At 33.1% G+C, this 16,303-nt stretch carries 19 protein-coding genes; 2 read left to right on the top strand and 17 right to left on the bottom strand.

The window, feature by feature from the left end; translation table 11 throughout:
- Position 1 precedes the first annotated feature (1 nt).
- The 17 genes from AW729_RS08390 to AW729_RS08310 all read right to left on the bottom strand — a co-directional run bounded on the left by AW729_RS08390 (position 2) and on the right by AW729_RS08310 (position 10,876).
- Positions 2 to 988, bottom strand: coding sequence for a respiratory chain complex I subunit 1 family protein (locus AW729_RS08390; RefSeq protein ID WP_112124689.1), 987 nt, complete (start codon positions 986 to 988; stop codon positions 2 to 4).
- A gap of 11 nt (positions 989 to 999) precedes the next feature.
- Positions 1,000 to 2,151, bottom strand: coding sequence for a nickel-dependent hydrogenase large subunit (locus AW729_RS08385; protein WP_112124688.1), 1,152 nt, complete (start codon positions 2,149 to 2,151; stop codon positions 1,000 to 1,002).
- Positions 2,152 to 2,163: 12 nt separating this feature from the next.
- The gene (locus AW729_RS08380; protein ID WP_112124687.1) at positions 2,164 to 2,622 is read right to left on the bottom strand and encodes an NADH-quinone oxidoreductase subunit B family protein; all 459 of its coding nucleotides are present in this window, start codon (positions 2,620 to 2,622) and stop codon (positions 2,164 to 2,166) included.
- An 11-nt stretch (positions 2,623 to 2,633) separates the two neighbouring features.
- Positions 2,634 to 3,194, bottom strand: a complete 561-nt coding sequence (locus AW729_RS08375; RefSeq protein WP_112124686.1) for a 4Fe-4S dicluster domain-containing protein — start codon at positions 3,192 to 3,194, stop codon at positions 2,634 to 2,636.
- On the bottom strand, positions 3,191 to 4,543 hold the full coding sequence (locus AW729_RS08370) for a 4Fe-4S binding protein (RefSeq protein ID WP_112124685.1): 1,353 nt from the start codon (positions 4,541 to 4,543) through the stop codon (positions 3,191 to 3,193). Before AW729_RS08370 ends, AW729_RS08375 begins: the two co-directional genes overlap by 4 nt.
- A gap of 15 nt (positions 4,544 to 4,558) precedes the next feature.
- Complete coding sequence (locus AW729_RS08365) at positions 4,559 to 4,852, bottom strand: energy-converting hydrogenase B subunit J (RefSeq protein WP_112124684.1); 294 nt, start codon at positions 4,850 to 4,852, stop codon at positions 4,559 to 4,561.
- Between the two features lie 10 nt (positions 4,853 to 4,862).
- Positions 4,863 to 5,348: an MnhB domain-containing protein gene (locus AW729_RS08360; RefSeq protein WP_112124683.1), complete on the bottom strand. Its 486-nt coding sequence runs from the start codon at positions 5,346 to 5,348 to the stop codon at positions 4,863 to 4,865.
- Positions 5,341 to 5,628 carry an EhbH gene (locus AW729_RS08355; RefSeq protein ID WP_112124682.1) on the bottom strand — a complete coding sequence of 96 codons (288 nt, stop codon included), beginning with the start codon at positions 5,626 to 5,628 and terminating at the stop codon, positions 5,341 to 5,343. The genes AW729_RS08360 and AW729_RS08355 overlap by 8 nt, the downstream gene beginning before the upstream one ends.
- Positions 5,629 to 5,961: an energy-converting hydrogenase B subunit G, EhbG gene (locus tag AW729_RS08350; protein WP_112124681.1), complete on the bottom strand. Its 333-nt coding sequence runs from the start codon at positions 5,959 to 5,961 to the stop codon at positions 5,629 to 5,631.
- A gap of 15 nt (positions 5,962 to 5,976) precedes the next feature.
- Positions 5,977 to 7,491, bottom strand: coding sequence for an energy conserving hydrogenase EhbF (gene ehbF / locus AW729_RS08345; RefSeq protein ID WP_112124680.1), 1,515 nt, complete (start codon positions 7,489 to 7,491; stop codon positions 5,977 to 5,979).
- A 33-nt stretch (positions 7,492 to 7,524) separates the two neighbouring features.
- The gene (locus AW729_RS08340) at positions 7,525 to 7,911 is read right to left on the bottom strand and encodes a cation:proton antiporter subunit C (RefSeq protein ID WP_204355216.1); all 387 of its coding nucleotides are present in this window, start codon (positions 7,909 to 7,911) and stop codon (positions 7,525 to 7,527) included.
- 5 nt (positions 7,912 to 7,916) lie between these two features.
- Positions 7,917 to 8,207 (bottom strand): DUF4040 domain-containing protein, encoded by a 291-nt coding sequence (locus tag AW729_RS08335; protein ID WP_112124678.1) that lies wholly within the window; start codon positions 8,205 to 8,207, stop codon positions 7,917 to 7,919.
- Position 8,208: 1 nt separating this feature from the next.
- Positions 8,209 to 8,427, bottom strand: coding sequence for a cation:proton antiporter (locus AW729_RS08330; RefSeq protein ID WP_162685870.1), 219 nt, complete (start codon positions 8,425 to 8,427; stop codon positions 8,209 to 8,211).
- An 80-nt stretch (positions 8,428 to 8,507) separates the two neighbouring features.
- On the bottom strand, positions 8,508 to 8,774 hold the full coding sequence (locus tag AW729_RS08325; RefSeq protein WP_112124676.1) for a hypothetical protein: 267 nt from the start codon (positions 8,772 to 8,774) through the stop codon (positions 8,508 to 8,510).
- A gap of 15 nt (positions 8,775 to 8,789) precedes the next feature.
- Entirely contained in the window at positions 8,790 to 9,101 is a 312-nt protein-coding gene (locus AW729_RS08320) for a Na+/H+ antiporter subunit E (protein WP_112124675.1), read from the bottom strand.
- Between the two features lie 284 nt (positions 9,102 to 9,385).
- Entirely contained in the window at positions 9,386 to 10,096 is a 711-nt protein-coding gene (locus AW729_RS08315) for a metal-dependent hydrolase (RefSeq protein ID WP_112124674.1), read from the bottom strand.
- Positions 10,097 to 10,135: 39 nt separating this feature from the next.
- Positions 10,136 to 10,876 (bottom strand): succinylglutamate desuccinylase/aspartoacylase family protein, encoded by a 741-nt coding sequence (locus AW729_RS08310; RefSeq protein WP_112124673.1) that lies wholly within the window; start codon positions 10,874 to 10,876, stop codon positions 10,136 to 10,138.
- Between the two features lie 1,683 nt (positions 10,877 to 12,559).
- On the opposite strand from AW729_RS08310, the gene AW729_RS08305 reads away from it, so the two are divergent.
- Positions 12,560 to 15,514: a chitobiase/beta-hexosaminidase C-terminal domain-containing protein gene (locus AW729_RS08305; RefSeq protein ID WP_112124672.1), complete on the top strand. Its 2,955-nt coding sequence runs from the start codon at positions 12,560 to 12,562 to the stop codon at positions 15,512 to 15,514.
- 265 nt (positions 15,515 to 15,779) lie between these two features.
- On the top strand, positions 15,780 to 16,043 hold the full coding sequence (locus AW729_RS08300; RefSeq protein WP_162685869.1) for a hypothetical protein: 264 nt from the start codon (positions 15,780 to 15,782) through the stop codon (positions 16,041 to 16,043).
- The last annotated feature ends 260 nt before the right edge of the window (positions 16,044 to 16,303 follow it).

Genomic DNA, 16,303 nt, shown 5'->3' with positions numbered 1-16,303 from the left:
TCTATAAGAAAGCAACTAATACTGCTATAACAGATATCATACTTGTAGCTATGACAGTAGGATAGAATTCACGGTTGGTGAATAATGGTGCGAATGCACTGACTACTGCTGCAATGACTGTTATAATTATAGAACATATGATTGGAACAATCATTGATATTCCGAAACAAGGAGGATATCCTAAGAATAATGTTGAATATACACATCCACCTACAAATATTAAGAAAGCATGTGCCATAGTATATATAGCTCTTGATTTAGACATATATTCCATTAATGGACCTTGAATTACGTCTGAATGACCTTCTAAAAATGCAAATGGGTTTGAATTTAACACTATTAAGAAACCTATGATAAATACAACAGATGCAATTAGACCTGGTAATGTGAATAAGAATGGTCCGGTTAATTGTTGATATATAACAATTCTGCTTAAATCAATACTACCAGCTAAAATTGCAGGTACGAATAAGGATATATAAAATGGTAAACTACCATAAGATATAAGTCTTAATGATCTGCTTGCACTTATTTGTTCTGTGAATGATTGTTTTGCATCTCTATGTTTTCCACCTTTAGCATGATCTGGGAAAGGCATGGTTTTAGACATTAAAGACTGAGAAAATGAACTCATAAATAAGTACATTACTTCTTCTACTTTTAATAAACCAACTAATGCTACTAAACTAGCAAAAGTACCTAAGTAGATCATTGCTTCTCTGTTAATTATTAAGAATAATGCTGCAACTACTATTAAAGTAAATATTGGTAAAGCATTATATAATTTAGGCATAATTGCTGATGGCGTTAAAGCTTCTTTAAATATAAATTTAAAGGTTGCGTATAATCCTGGACTAGCAAATTGTGGACCTAATCTCTGTTGAATTCTTGCTTCAGCATTCTTTTCAATACCTGGTAACCATAAACAAACTATTCCTGCAATTATAAAAGCTCCAATAACAGCACCTATTGTTGATACTAAATCCATTGTTTAATCTCCTATAATTTAATTATTTGAATAGCTCTGTCTGTACATGTGAAACATGGGTCACATGATACAATGTTAAGTTGAGCATCCTGTACAGGGTGTCCTATACATGATTCTTGCATAGCCCCAATGTTTGACATTGATGGTGTTCTGATAATACTGTGTCTTACTTTACCATCTTCTAAACCATAGGAATGGTAACATACTCCACGAGGTACTTCAATATAACTTTTATATACTGGTGAATCAACCATTTCCCAATCTTTGTTTATTACAGGACCTTCAGGAAGACCTTTAATAACTTGTCTGATGATTTTAGTTGATTCAAATATTTCAGTAGCTCTCATGAGGATGTTTGCTCTTACATCTCCACCATCTTGAGTGATTACGTCAAATTCAAATGGTTCATATTCGAACATTTTTGTTCTTTGATCGAAAGCGTAACCTGTTGCTCTTAATGATGGTCCGGTTACATGCAAGTCTAATGCCTGTTTCTGTGATAATTCACCAGTACCGGTTATACGGCTCATCACCATAGGATCTGCAACAAACCTTTCGGCGAATGCAGCTACTTTTTCATCAATGTAATCCATTGTATCAAGAATTCTTTGTTGTTCTCTTGAATTTAAGTCTGCCCTAGGTCTGATTCCACCTAATACAGATATACCATACTGTACTCTGTTTCCACCCATCATGTATAGTAGGCTCATAACAGATTCCCTTATGTAAAAGATCCTCATTGTGAAAGTTTCATGACCTAAAACTTCTGAACCGTGTCCTAAGTAAAGCATGTGACTGTGTAATCTTTCAAGTTCTTCTGCAAGAACACGTAGATATACAGCTCTTTCAGGTATTTCTATACCTAAAGCACCTTCACCAGCACGACAGGAATTGTAGATGTGTCCGTTTGAACAGATACCACATACTTTTTCAGTTAAAGCATTAGCCTTTTCTACTGGTAATCCTTCCATGATTCTTTCAATTCCTCTATGGTTTACACCTACAGTAATTTCAGCATCTTTGACTATTTCGTCTTCTACAAATAATCTAACCCTGTAAGGTTCTAAAGCTGCTGGATGTACTGTTCCCATATTTATTTCTGTTTCAAAAACTTGTCTTTCTACTTCGTTACAAGTTGTTGCTCCATCTATTTTAGTAACCATATAAAATACTCCTTATTTATTATCTACAACATCAAGCAGATTTGCTGTTACTGCACCTACTACACCTGCAACTACATCTTCAGGTCTTACAGCACATCCAGGGATTTTTGCATCTACTGGAATAACGTTATCTACTGGACCTGCAATTTCTTCTGATGGAATTTCTCCATGAATATTTTTGTATACTCCACCGGTTAAAGCACATGCACCTACTGCAACAACCAATTTAGGATTTGGTATTGATTCGTAGATTTTTATTAATGGCTCTTTTGTCCAATGAGTTACAGGACCGGATACTACTAATATATCTGCTTCTCTAGGATTCCATGTTAGGAATACATTATATTGTTCTATATCGAATTTAGGAGATAGAACAGTGTTAACTATTTCAATATCGCAACCATTACATCCGCCTGTATATACAAGCATGAGATGTATAGCCTTTTGACGTGAGTGTGATTTAATTCCCATTTCTATCCCTCTTATTCTTTATCTTCAGCTACTTCAGATGCATCTGCAACTTCTTCGTTAGCTTCTGCTTCTTTTTGTGCTTGTTCTTTCAATTCTTTATTTTTCTGGATAATTGAATCATCGGTTAAGTATTGTGCAATCATCCTGATTTGTTGGTCTGATACTTCAGCTGGATCAACTAACATACTAGTTACATCTTTTTGACATTTTGTTCCAACATCGTTAGGATGTATAGTAGCTGCTACTCCAAATAAACCAAATACCGGACAGAAGTCATGACAATGATAACAGTGTACACAACTAATTTCATCAATTTCTGGTATTGCGTTTTTGATAATACCTTCAGCTATTTCAACTGGTTCTATTGGTTTCATTGTAATTGCCCTAGTAGGGCATACATTAGCACAACCACCACAACCAATACATTCGAGTTGAGCAACTTTAGGTGAAGGTTGTATATTACCATTTAAAGCATCTTGACGTAGTTGTAAATCAGTTACACAATCACTACCAAAGATTAACCTTTTAAGGTTTACATATATCCCGTTGACAAAAACTTTTCCTATACTCATATTGTTGCCTCGAAATCTCTTTGTATTTTAATAGCCCTTGCTGGACATGCAGTTCTACAAGCTCCACAGTAAATACATCTGTTGTTATCGATTACTAAATTACCGTCTTCATCTGAAGAGATAGCTTTGAATACACATGCATCAACACATTTTCCACATCCAACACAAAGGTTATTGTTTATCATTGAATAACCATTGGTTATTTTCATTTTAAGTGGTGATGTTTTAGGTATAGCATTTACTGGACAGTGAATAGCACATTTTTCACAAAGTACACATTCATCAAAGTTAACTTTTACTTCTCCATCTGCAATGGATAAAGCTCCTTTAGGACATACTTCTACACAGATACCACATTTGATACATTGTGGTTTGATTTCTCCATTCCATACTGTGTTAGCAAATTTACGTGCATCATATTTACATTGTGCTATACATCCACCACAGGATACACAATATCCTTCAAGTGTAATTTTGGAATCTGGTACAAACTCTAAAATTCCTTGAGGACATGCACTTACACATGGTGCATGATCAAAGTCTGCTGCACATGCATCGTCATCACCGTTACAGAGTAAGCAGTAATCAGGATCAAATCTTATTGATTTACCTTCAATTTTTAATCCGTCTGTTGGACATGCATCTACACATACTTTACAATTTAGACATGAAATCATTTTAGTATCGTTTTCAACATCATATTCTGGATGTTGGATTTCAAGTACTCCGTGTTCTGCTACAATTGCATCGTTTGGACATTCGATTAAACATTTGTAACATACTGCACATTTTGCTGTATCGATTTGATATTGTCCGCCTTCTTCAATTGGTCCGATTGCGTCTCTAGGACATACATCTCTACATAAGTCACACTTGGTACATGCACCCGGTTCTATGTATGAGAATTTGATTGAATTTGTTGGACAGAAGTATGCACATCTTCCACATTCAATACAGTTTTCATGGTCTGTGGTTACACTGAATCTGTTTACTTGTTCTTTTTCCATTGGAACAGGTTTTGATGGTGGTGCCATTCTTGCTCCTTCTTGACAAGCTGGTACACATACGCCACAGTTTGAACATAATCCCATGATTTTTCCATCTTTCACACGGATCATGTCAACAGGACATACTTTCTGACACATACCACATAAATTACATTTTGTTCTGTCTACTACATAACCGCCAAATTTATTTTTAAATATGGCTCTATTTGGACATACTCGTTCACATTTTCCACAGGTAATACAACTTTTTGCTTTACCGTCTTCTACTCTTATAGCATCAGTAGGGCAAGCATCTACACAATCACCTGAGCCTTTACATTTACCTGGATTTGATAAAAACATTCTCTATTACCCCACTTAAGCGTTACTTTTAGTTCCTAAAAGTGTTCTTCCGATTATTGCACCTATTATTGAAGCTACAAATCCTGGACCGAATTGAAGTCCTGCATAGTATGGGAAGGTTCCTAACCACCATGCAACGATAATTGCTCCAATTATTATTGCAATCCAAGAAGATGTATTCAATTTAATTCCATTAGTTGGTGTTTTATGCATAATAGCTCCCACTATAAAACCCATAATTAAACCAAATAATGTTGGTCCAAGGTATAATATACCAAATAAATTTGGTGCTGCTGATTCTAAAACCATAAAACTCCCCCTAATCTATTTCCTCATCATCAATGTAATCTTTTTGTAATTTAGTTACACCGTAGAATAAAACTACTAATGTAGTTAAACCTATGAATACCTTCATACCTACTACAATATTCAAGTAAGGTACTATACCAGCATGTAATGCATCAGGATAGTTAAATATTGTAGCTAAACTTCCAGGTACTAAACCTGAGAGGTTTGTTCCTACGTTGTATAAAAATGATCCACCGGTGAATAATCCAACTAAACCTAAAAAGATGTAACCTAATGCTCCAAAACTTTCTACAATGGACATCCTTGTGTGTGAAAGATTGAATGGGTTATCTTTTAAACCGTATGTGAGGATACATAATATTGCTCCAGAAGCCATGATAGCTCCACCCTGGAAACCTCCTCCAGGAGTGATGTGACCACCGAGTATTGTCATAGCCCCATAACCTAACATAATAAAGGATACTGGGTATGCGATTAATTTAAGAAGATCACTCATCGTCGTCGCCTCCAAGGTTTACTTTTCCTCTACCAAATACTAACATTGTAGTTACAACTGCACTTATAAGAATAAATGCTTCACCTAATGTATCGAATCCTCTGAAATCGAATACTATGTCTGTAACTAAGTTTGGTGCTATGTTTACTCCTAATCCTTGATAGATATAATTTATACCAGGGAAAATCATACCACTGAAATTGAATGTTGCGTTTAAGAATATAGCTGCAAATGCTGCTACAGATAAAGCTAATGCAACATCTCTAATAGAAGCCTTCATCTATAAAACCCCCCAATAAAATACAACTGCAATAATTGCTAAAGTTAACACAGCATAAAACATCATGTTATTTAAATCATCTGAATGTTCTTTGTACAATTTAGGCATTAATGGTGTTCCATACATGAATAATAACATTAATCCAACAACTACTACAATCATTAATGCAGGACTAACTAATCTGATGGTTAATGCCGCAATTAATAATGAAGCCATTAAGACTAATTCAGCAGATAGAATTGATGAAGTCTGTGCTCCTGGTACTAATGTTTTCTCAGGATCTGCCCCAAATGTACTTTTTAATGTTTCTACAAGTTTTTCGTACATATTCATTTTATCACCCACTCATTATAATGCCAAAGCACCTAAAGCCATGACTGCAAGTTTACTAGTAACTAGACTTGGGAATAAACCGATTATTAAACAGATTATTAAGAATACAGTCATTACAACAATAGTTGTTTTAGGAAGTTTTGCACTGGATACTTCTAATTCGTCTGGTTTAGGTCTTAAGAATACTGCATATGCGATTTTGAGGAATGCTAAGAATGTTACAATACTTAATATAATCATTATTATTGCAAGTTCTGGAATTCCTGCTTGTAGGGCAGCTTGACATAACATGTATTTACTTTGGAATACGTTGAATGGAGGTACACCTGCCATTGTGAATCCAGCAAGTACAGTTAATAATGCTGCTGTAGGCATATATTCTAATAATCCACCAAGTTTACTAATTTTACTTGTTTTAGTTTTGTATAATACTAATCCAAATCCTATAAATAGGAATGAAGTTACTACTAATTCGTTAACTGCCTGGAATAATCCAGCTGTTATACTGTATGGAGTACCTAATCCTAGACCTACTCCGATATAACCTAATTCACCGACTGCTAAGTATGCGATGATACGTTTGTAATCATCTTGTACCATAGCCATACAGATACCTAATATCATAGCGATTACTGATACTGCAAGCATTGCCATTTGAGCTGTAGGTAAATATCCGAATATTCTTATGATTACTAAACCTATGCTGATACAACCGATTACTGAGAATGCCTGTAAAATCATAGATCCACTTGGTAATCCTTTACTGTAAATTTCTGATTTAATAGCGTTAAATGGTGGTAATCCTGTTGCATATAACCAACCGTAAATTAACATACCTGCAGCAAATAATAACACTGGATTATATGGGTTTACTGCACCGGCGTGTATCATGATTACTATATCAGAAATGTTTACGTTACCAGTTAAACCGAGGAGTACTGCAATACCTGCTAGCATGAAAGATCCACCGATTTCTCCGAGTAACATGTATTTTAGACCGGTTTCGTAATTGCCTTTTACTCTTGATACAAGTATTAGACCTACCTGTACTAAAGCAGCAATTTCGAAGAATACATACAAGTTGAATATATCATCTGTTAATATAAATGCCATTAATGCTGCTGATAGCATGAATAACATGAATAAATATACACCAGATGTCTTTTTGGTTTCAGCAATTGATATGAATACTGCACACATTGCTACTAAACCTAATACGAATAATATTACTTGTTGTCCTGGACCAAATGCATATGTGATTGCAGGGTGGAAAATTTCCAGTATTGATCCAGAAATAATTGCTTGTGAAGCTTGAGGTAATAATGAAGATACATTACCTGCTAATAATGGTTTGTATGCTCCAAAGAAGTGGTTACCATATGTTGCAACTAATGGTATGATTGGTAAACATATAGCTGCTATCCATGCAATAACTTTTGTGATTTTCTCAGAACCGTGTATAAGGTTCACTAAAATTGCACATATCATAGGTATAATAACCATCAATGGAATAAATATTGTTCCATCCATTAGAATATACCCCCTTGGAATATATTAATAGCATTATTCATTGTTATCCTCTCCAAGTTTTTTATCATTTAATAGAACGGTTGCACTGAGTGTACCGTGTCTTTTATATAAAACTACTGAAAGTGCTAACATTACAGCAAGAGTACTTGCACCGATAACAATACTGGTAAGTACTAATGCAAATGGTAAAGGATATGATGCGTGACCTAAGAAGTTTGTTACATCCATATTTGGTAATAATATGTATGTAATTCCGTTAGCTCTGTAACCTAGTGAAACTAATAAAAGGTTTACACCATCACCAATAAATGCTGCTCCAATAATTTTCTTTACAACATTATCTAAGTAGACTAATGCTACTAAACCTATAATCATTAAAAGTGCTGCGGTTAATAATGATCCACATTGAACTGCTTCTATTGCCATTATGCATCACCTTGCCCATCATCTTCTATTACAGGTTCTTCTCTTGTTTTCAATATTGTTAGAGCCACTAATGTTGGGACAATAGCTGCTCCTACTACAGCTTGTGTTAATGCTACATCTGGAGCTAATAAGACTTGATAAATAGCTGCTAACATAAAACCTGTTACACTGGTTAATATTGCCATTCTTAATAAGTCTTTTTGCATTAAACAAACAATTGCTCCTAAGATTGCTAATATATATAACACAAATGGAACAAAATTTTGTACCAAAATTTCTACGCCTGTCATATTAATGCTCTCCTTGTTCTCCGTGGAAATGTCCACTAGCAATAGCATGTGTTGCAAATGGTGCTAATATAAAGTATACTACTCCTAATGCTGCTTGACCTAGTAAGATTAAGACTAATACACTGACCATGTCCACAATACCTAATATTTCTAATCTACCAAATACTGTATATTGTAATTCATCATCAGTATTTGATAACAATCCTTTTGCAGTAATCAATACGAAAATACCACAAATAATAAAGATTATTCCTAATATTATAGATACAGGATCACCCATTGTGAATGTTGTTAAATCCATTATAAATCCCCTCCAGCTAATACATAAGCTGCAGCAATTGTACCTACAGGACCTAATATTATTAATGCAAATGCTATGTCTTTACAGAAATCGACACCAGCTAATGTAGTAACCATTGTCAATACAACAGCAGCTGCGATTGAAAAACCAGCTACCCCAGCTAATGCTGAACCGCCTGTTCTTCTTGTTGCTATTTTTACACTAGCAAACATGTAAACAATAAAACATAACATGAGGAACAATTCAGATATCGTTAAAAAATCCATCTCATCACCCTATGCTTATTCTAACATTTTCTTTATTATTGGCTCAAGAGGTATGATATCTTTTGTTGCACGAGGTGTGATAGCTGATACTGTTAAGCTTCCAGCTTCTTGATCCATTCCTATGGTAATAGTACCAGGTGTTAATGTGATAGTATTAGATAGAATTGCAAGAGATACTGGTCTTTTAAGATCAGGTTTAATCTCAACAACAATAGGATCTACATCTCCCTTGAGACAGCACATACTTGTATCAAGTACTGCTTTAATTATTTCGACTACTAATACTACGAAAAATTCAATTCCGTAGATTATTCTATTTAAAAACATAAATTAAACTCCGTTTTAATTTAGAACCTCTCCATTATATGAAGATTCTCAGTTATTGGTTTAATAACCAAGCAAACCCCTTGTTCAAAGGTTTTAAGACGATCTACATTTCTTTTAAATGTACAAATCATCTATTTGTTAATCAATATTTTTTTGTAATTAGCTATAAAAACTCCATACTCAAAAAAGAAAAACTTCCAAAATTCAAGTATATAGTATAATTATTTATTTATAAACAAGTATATTTAATATTTTTGCAAAAGGTTTAGGCAAACGTAAAAAAATTAGGGGTGGGTAAAAAAGAGGCCGTGATGCAAACTAACAAATAATGCCATTATTATCCATATAACAACAAAACCCAAAGCCCATTTTTTATGACATTCAACAGAAGAAAATGGTTCAAACAAATTTAAACCTGCAGGCGTTAATAAGTCCAGGATAATATGGCTCATAGCACCAACAAATAACATTACAAGTGCCATAGTCCAGTTGATTGTTGAATAATCTAATGGAATCACATACAAATACAATCCAAGAACAATAAAATACAATATATAATATTTACGACTGATTACAAAGAATCCTGCAATGGCCATGGTTACAAACAACACCAACATGTGCGGTATGGGAATATTCAGAATTAAGAATATCCTGTTGAAAAATGAAATAAAACCCATAATCATAAACAAGAACAATGCGGGTAACAGAATAATCCCCAATAATGTATGGGTAAATCCCCTATGTTTAGATATATAGAATATCATTGACAATATAACCAAAATCAATGCAGATATACTGCTGGAATTGAAGAAGAATAATATTACAGATAATACTACTCCGGTAATCATCATGGAGTTAACCTTATGTCTATTATTATCATGATCCAAGTCACATATTGAAGCACCAATTAACGCAAAGAAAAGATAAAATATATCCGGAACAAATGGAAGAGCCATGACTATTCCTGCAATGGCATGAGTTCTATAATTTGACATGACGATTCACCTACTAAATATTATTCTCCTAATTTAACATTATCTTTTTATAATATCAAAATAATCTAAAAAAGACATTACCTGATTATATGAAGTTAAGACGGACTTGTCGGATATTTTTCCGTTAACTTCCAATGCTTCACAAGTAACTGATGGTATTCCCCTAAGATTTGCCTCATCCTCAACGGCACCATTCAACACTGAACCCGCCCTGGATATCGGCAGGAGTTTTGAGTTTGTCCTGTCAGCTATATGCTTTGCCAGAAAATAGCTTTCCTTCTGTGGTCTGAATGAACAGAAAACGCTATTTTCTCCTGGCTGTAATGATGGATCTGTGGAATGGCAATCGCACAGTGCCTTTATGCCGACATTCACCCCATAATCAACGACGGCCTTAGTCGGTCCATCGACGAATGCATTTCTATTCATGTCCAATCCATTGTAATTGCGAGTATTTTTAGAAGTGGATACTGGAATTAAAAATGGAATGATGTGCAATGTATGATTCAATGAATACCTATCGGAATATAATTCATACAAAAGCCTGGTTAATGCAGCCTGTGAAGCCAGTTCATTACCATGAACCCCTGCAAGCAACAGATAATCATCACCCCTGTTTTCAGTAGTTAATACAACAGAACCTTCCACAGTTAATTCAATGAGACTTTTGAAGTCATTTGCCCTGAAAAAACCTTTATTGACAAGATACCTGTTTAAAGTATCATTGCCTAATACCCTGGAAGCGGTAGCAGAATCAATTACAGTAATCTTAAACTCCATATTGATGACCCGTTGATTTGATTTTTCAATTCCGTCCAAATATTGAACTGCTGATTGATATATTAATTATATAGGTAAAAGTATTTAAAGTAAATGCGAGCGTGTGATAAGTACTCGCAAGAAAAATAATCATGAAAAGATAATATAAAATGGAGAGATTTGACCCAACGAGACTTTAAAAAATTGGGGGAGGGGTTTGTATTAATTTAGGAGGGTATACTTTGCAAAAAAGTATTGCTACTTTTTCCTATCTTAATAGGCATACCCGATGAATCCTTTAATTCTTTTTTCTTAAAACATGTGTCATATTCATTATTTATCCTAAAATGAATACTTCAACCTCTACAGGTTGAGGATGGAAAGAAACTTCAGCAAAAAAGTACCTATTCACTTATCTAACTTACTAAAAAAAATTCTCAAAATAAATCAACAGCTTCCTCCTCATATAGATTAGTATATATTGACTTTTGACCGACCCTTTTGAAATATTAATAATAAGTGGCTATTGAAAATGTGGTTGAAATGATATGACTATTATTCTGAATTATTTGATGAATCTGTTGATTTCACATCATTAATATAACAAGGTTATATCGGTTTTGTATTAAACTGGGAATTGGTTAATTTTTCGTAAAAAAAAGTTAATATGGGTTGGTTAGTCATTTTAGATTATGTTTTTTTAGTATTGTGTGTTTTTGTTGATGTTTGTATTTTGTTTTAGTACTATTCTGTGACCGTTTTGCATTATATGAGTTATAGCAAGATCAAATCATAGCCGATAAAATATATGATCATAAAAATTCCGAAAATGTTGAAGCGTTCCTAAGAAAATACATTAAAACATAACTGTCAAATGCATAACTACCAATTTAGATAAATACAGACAATAGTAGCTAAATTAGTATTTAACCACCAATACTGTATGTTTCATGCTAAAAACAATCAATATTGGAAGAAAAATAAAACGAATGAAAAAAATACAAGAAATCAAAGGAAAATCAATTGTAAAATATTTCTTCAATGAGGTTTAGAAAACTTATCAAAATCATACAACGATACAATCACTATAAAACAGAAATACACTTATTTAAAATATAAATTATAGGAAATACTCGATAATGATGATTATAATAAATCATTTGAACTATTAACTACATTAATGTCAGAATTAAACGATTATACTGGACAAATCAAAACATTCATCAAAAATAGATTACAAGACCAATTCAGAAACTTCAAATATACACAACAGACTCAAATATAGCCTCTACAAGCAATAGAATCGAAAATTTTTTTCTCCAAAAAAATGTCTAAGAAATATAAAAGAAAATATAAAACAAATGAAGGAAGACTGGTAAGAATACACTTAAACAAAGTAATATATGAACGAAACAAGAAACAAAAAAAGTATTATTGAAAAACCCCATCCCCCACAATTTTTTAAAGAGTCATTTTTTTAATAAAAAGGTAATCTTTATTAATAAGTTAAGAAAGAAGTTTTAATGTTGCTAATCATTTTTGATATAACGAATTTTAAGTTGAGTTATAGGATTAACGACAAAATAACCTGATTAATTATTAATTAATCGATAAAAAAATAATTGGAGGCTAATATTTATTAACTATAAGAAGATAATCTTGTTTTTATTTGTTATTCTCTCTTGCATTAGTGTAGCATGTGCTATGGATGTCAACGAATCAAATGATGATGACATGAGCATTACTGCAACTGCAAATTACAATAATAACATTAAACAAGACATGGATAAAGATATGAATAATGGGGAAGTTATTCCCGATAATAATTTTGAGGATGGATTTGAAAATTCTGAAATAATAGAACTAAACGATACTACTATTGATGAGGATGAGGATGATTTTGTCGAAGATGACAAATCCAGAGATTCCACTAGACGTAACCCCAACAATGACAGGGCAAGTGGAGATACCAGTGCTATTGTAAGTAACACCACCACCGCTTTAAGTGTAAAGGTAGTTCTAAGCAAACTCACGTCCACCACATATAATACTACTTTTAGTGGCGTAAACAACTGTACGGTTTATTATACTTTAAATGGTGCTAATCCAACAACCAGCAGTACAAAATACAACAAAGCATTTGTTTATGATACGAGTAAGACTTTGAAGTATTTTGCAGTTAAGGCTAACGGTGAATGCGGTGCAGTTCTATCCATGAAGCTTAGTGAAGGCTCAACGCCGTACATTGTATACAAGACACCGATAACTAATAAGGCACAACAGGTATACATTTCATATACCTTGCCCACAACCAGCATATACTATACAATCGACGGCAGCATACCTACCACCAAGAGCACCAAGTATAATGCACCCATAAAGATAAATAACTATACTGACCTACGATTTATCTCAGTATACGGTTCAATAACCAGCAACGTCTATAGTTATCGTATGAATGCGGTTAAACCCGTGGTAACAATTAAAAACATTACAGATGTACGTGACAACTACCAGAACATAACGGTAAAAATAAACAAGGCAGGTACAATCTACTATACAAGAAACGGGTCAATACCGAATACTAGCAGTAACACGTGGACTAACAACACCAAGGTAATGATATCCATAAAGACACAGGTAAGAGTAATATTGGTGGATAATGAAGGATTCACATCTGATGTAACATTCTACCAGCCACCGAAGGTAATCACACCACCAATAACGGCAATAAGACCACTGACAACACTGGAAAACAACAAACAAAGAATACAATTCAGTACCAACAAACTAAACTGCACTGTATACTATACAACCGATGGTACAAATCCAAATAATAGTTCAACAGTAAAAACTGCTAAAAACAATGATAAAATATACCTGAACAAAAACACACGACTAAAATACTACACGCAGGATGATATTCAGCTTTACAAATCAAAGGTATTCAATTACACACCAGTACAGCACCCGGACGAGCGACCAACCATAACAATCATGAACGCAAGTAACATCTGGAGCAATGGACAGCAGAAAATAATCATACAATCCAACCAGCCAGGAAAATTCAACATAACAAAGTATAACCAGACACAAGCACCAACAGAAACACTAAACAACTACGGAAGCTACACAACAGATACCAATACCAAAATAGAAATATACACACAATATAATGACAAGTACTCCAAGACAATCGAGTACAATCCAATAAATGGGTCTAAAACTGTTATGAATTATACTTATTTAATGGAGTTTTCATTTGAAAGTATGTGGATATCATTAGGTAATACCAAACTATACACATCTAATCAAGCATTTATTGATAATCTAAATAATGGTAAGTATTATTTCTATAATTATAGATTAAACAGTACTGTTATATTGACGGATACACCTGTAAATGAATATGGGGTACTCTTATATAAGGATGGTTATAATATAGCAATTAAATATATTAATCGTGTTTATGGTGATGTTAATACTATTAGTGTTAGTAAGCTGTTTAATAATAACAATGTTACCAGCGTTTATGTATTTAATAATAATCAGCGTTCAAAACTTGTTGATTTGTATTTCTATAATATGGATGCATATAAAACATTTTTCACCAGATTTATCTCAAATCATAATTCTGACATGGTGTCCAAAACAGAAATATTGACATCAGAATATAACTCAGAGATATCATTTAACACTATTCAAACATATGTTTTAACTAATAAAGTAATAAATACAAGTATTTTGAAGTCGTACATGAATTTGAAAGATAATTACAATACTAATGTACTTAAATCATATTACGGAACTTATTTAACTGCTCTTTCAACCATATACTTCTATGACGAAACAAGCAAGTTTTTTGCAGATAAACTAAATGTTGAATTTTCAAGACAACAAGAAGCTCAAGTACTTATTGGAGTACATTGTAGTGGAATAACCTATATGACAACACCTGATCCAACGTTAGGTTTAAACATATATGGAAATGAATCAAATAAATTATATTTCAGATTAATGTCTACATTAATGTTATCTGAATGTGAACGAATGGCATTGCAGGCTTCAGGCCAAACAACAACAAGTGCATTCCAAATATTCTGGAAATCATTAAATGAATCAACACTAAATATAATATATAATGAGGATAACAATACCATTAAAATAGTTCCATATGCAGATGGATATGAGCTACAATGTTTGTTTATCATAGAATTAGACACGGGAATTGTATGGACATACACTTACAATTTTTATGAAACATTAATATTTCTGACTCCAGAGTATCTCAAAGGTGCAACAACACTAGACAATCAAGGGGAATGTTACCATGATGAACGAACAGATGCCTTTTCAAATGCTCTTAGAAATCTGACAAATTATATTGATGCTATCGGGTATCGTATGGGTCAGGAAAATCTTCAAATGATGCAGGAAGGATTGGAATTAAGTCAAAGCATATCTGATGATATGGTAAGTTTCTTTGAAGACTGGGCGGGTGGAACAGCAATAACCGCTGGTATGACAATAGTACTTGCATCAGGTGGAACAATGCTTCCAGTAGTAGTAGGAGTAGCAATAGTAGGAATGGGTATAGGATTATGTTTACATGCTGCAGGAGCAGATGAACCATCAGACATATTAAACCCATATTACTGAACAAAAGCAGCACCAACAATCATAGAATCAGCAATAGTACCATATGGAGAAGTAAGAAATGCTGCAAAAGGATTACAATTACTTGAGAAAGTAGGATTACCTTTATTCGATGAAGGAAAATTCGTACTGATGACCAGTTTAAAGACAAATACTTACAGTTCATTTAATAATTTATTAAAAAAACAAGCTGAAAGTTATTTTGTATCAAATGGTATCGATTATGGATACTCAATTTTTGGTATTGAAATTCCAGAGTAGTGATATTATGAAATTATCAAGATATTTAAAGAAAATTGGTGAAGATTATTATAATTTTGTTGATTTTTTTCATATAACTACTGCTCCTGATGGTAAACTGATAATTTCATGGATTATTTGTATTCCATTCTTAGTATTAACAATCATTAAACATGACGAAAAAATGTTGGGATTTTTTTCATGTTTTTTAATACTAATTATAATCGATACCCATACCCATTTTAAGAAATATGGTGTTTGGGAGAAAATTAGAAAAAAATATTCAAAATAATCTCCCTGACACTCTCCTTTAAAAATATTCCAACAGGATTAATATATGGTTTTTTGTAGGAATGGACATAGAATTATACTTAAATACTGCAGGAAAGATAAAGCATCTATATTAAACCCATATTACCGGATAAAAGCAACACCAACAATAATAAAATCAGCAATAATACCATATGGAACTATTAGAATGTAGTAAATACATTAAAATTGATAAATAAATTAGGAACATCATTGACTACTGAAGGAAGATTTGTCTTAAGA

The sequence above is a fragment of the Methanosphaera sp. BMS genome (assembly GCF_003268005.1).
Classification (GTDB): domain Archaea; phylum Methanobacteriota; class Methanobacteria; order Methanobacteriales; family Methanobacteriaceae; genus Methanosphaera.
The sequence above is the reverse complement of the archived record's forward strand: the minus strand, read 5'-3'. Positions and strand labels throughout refer to the sequence as shown.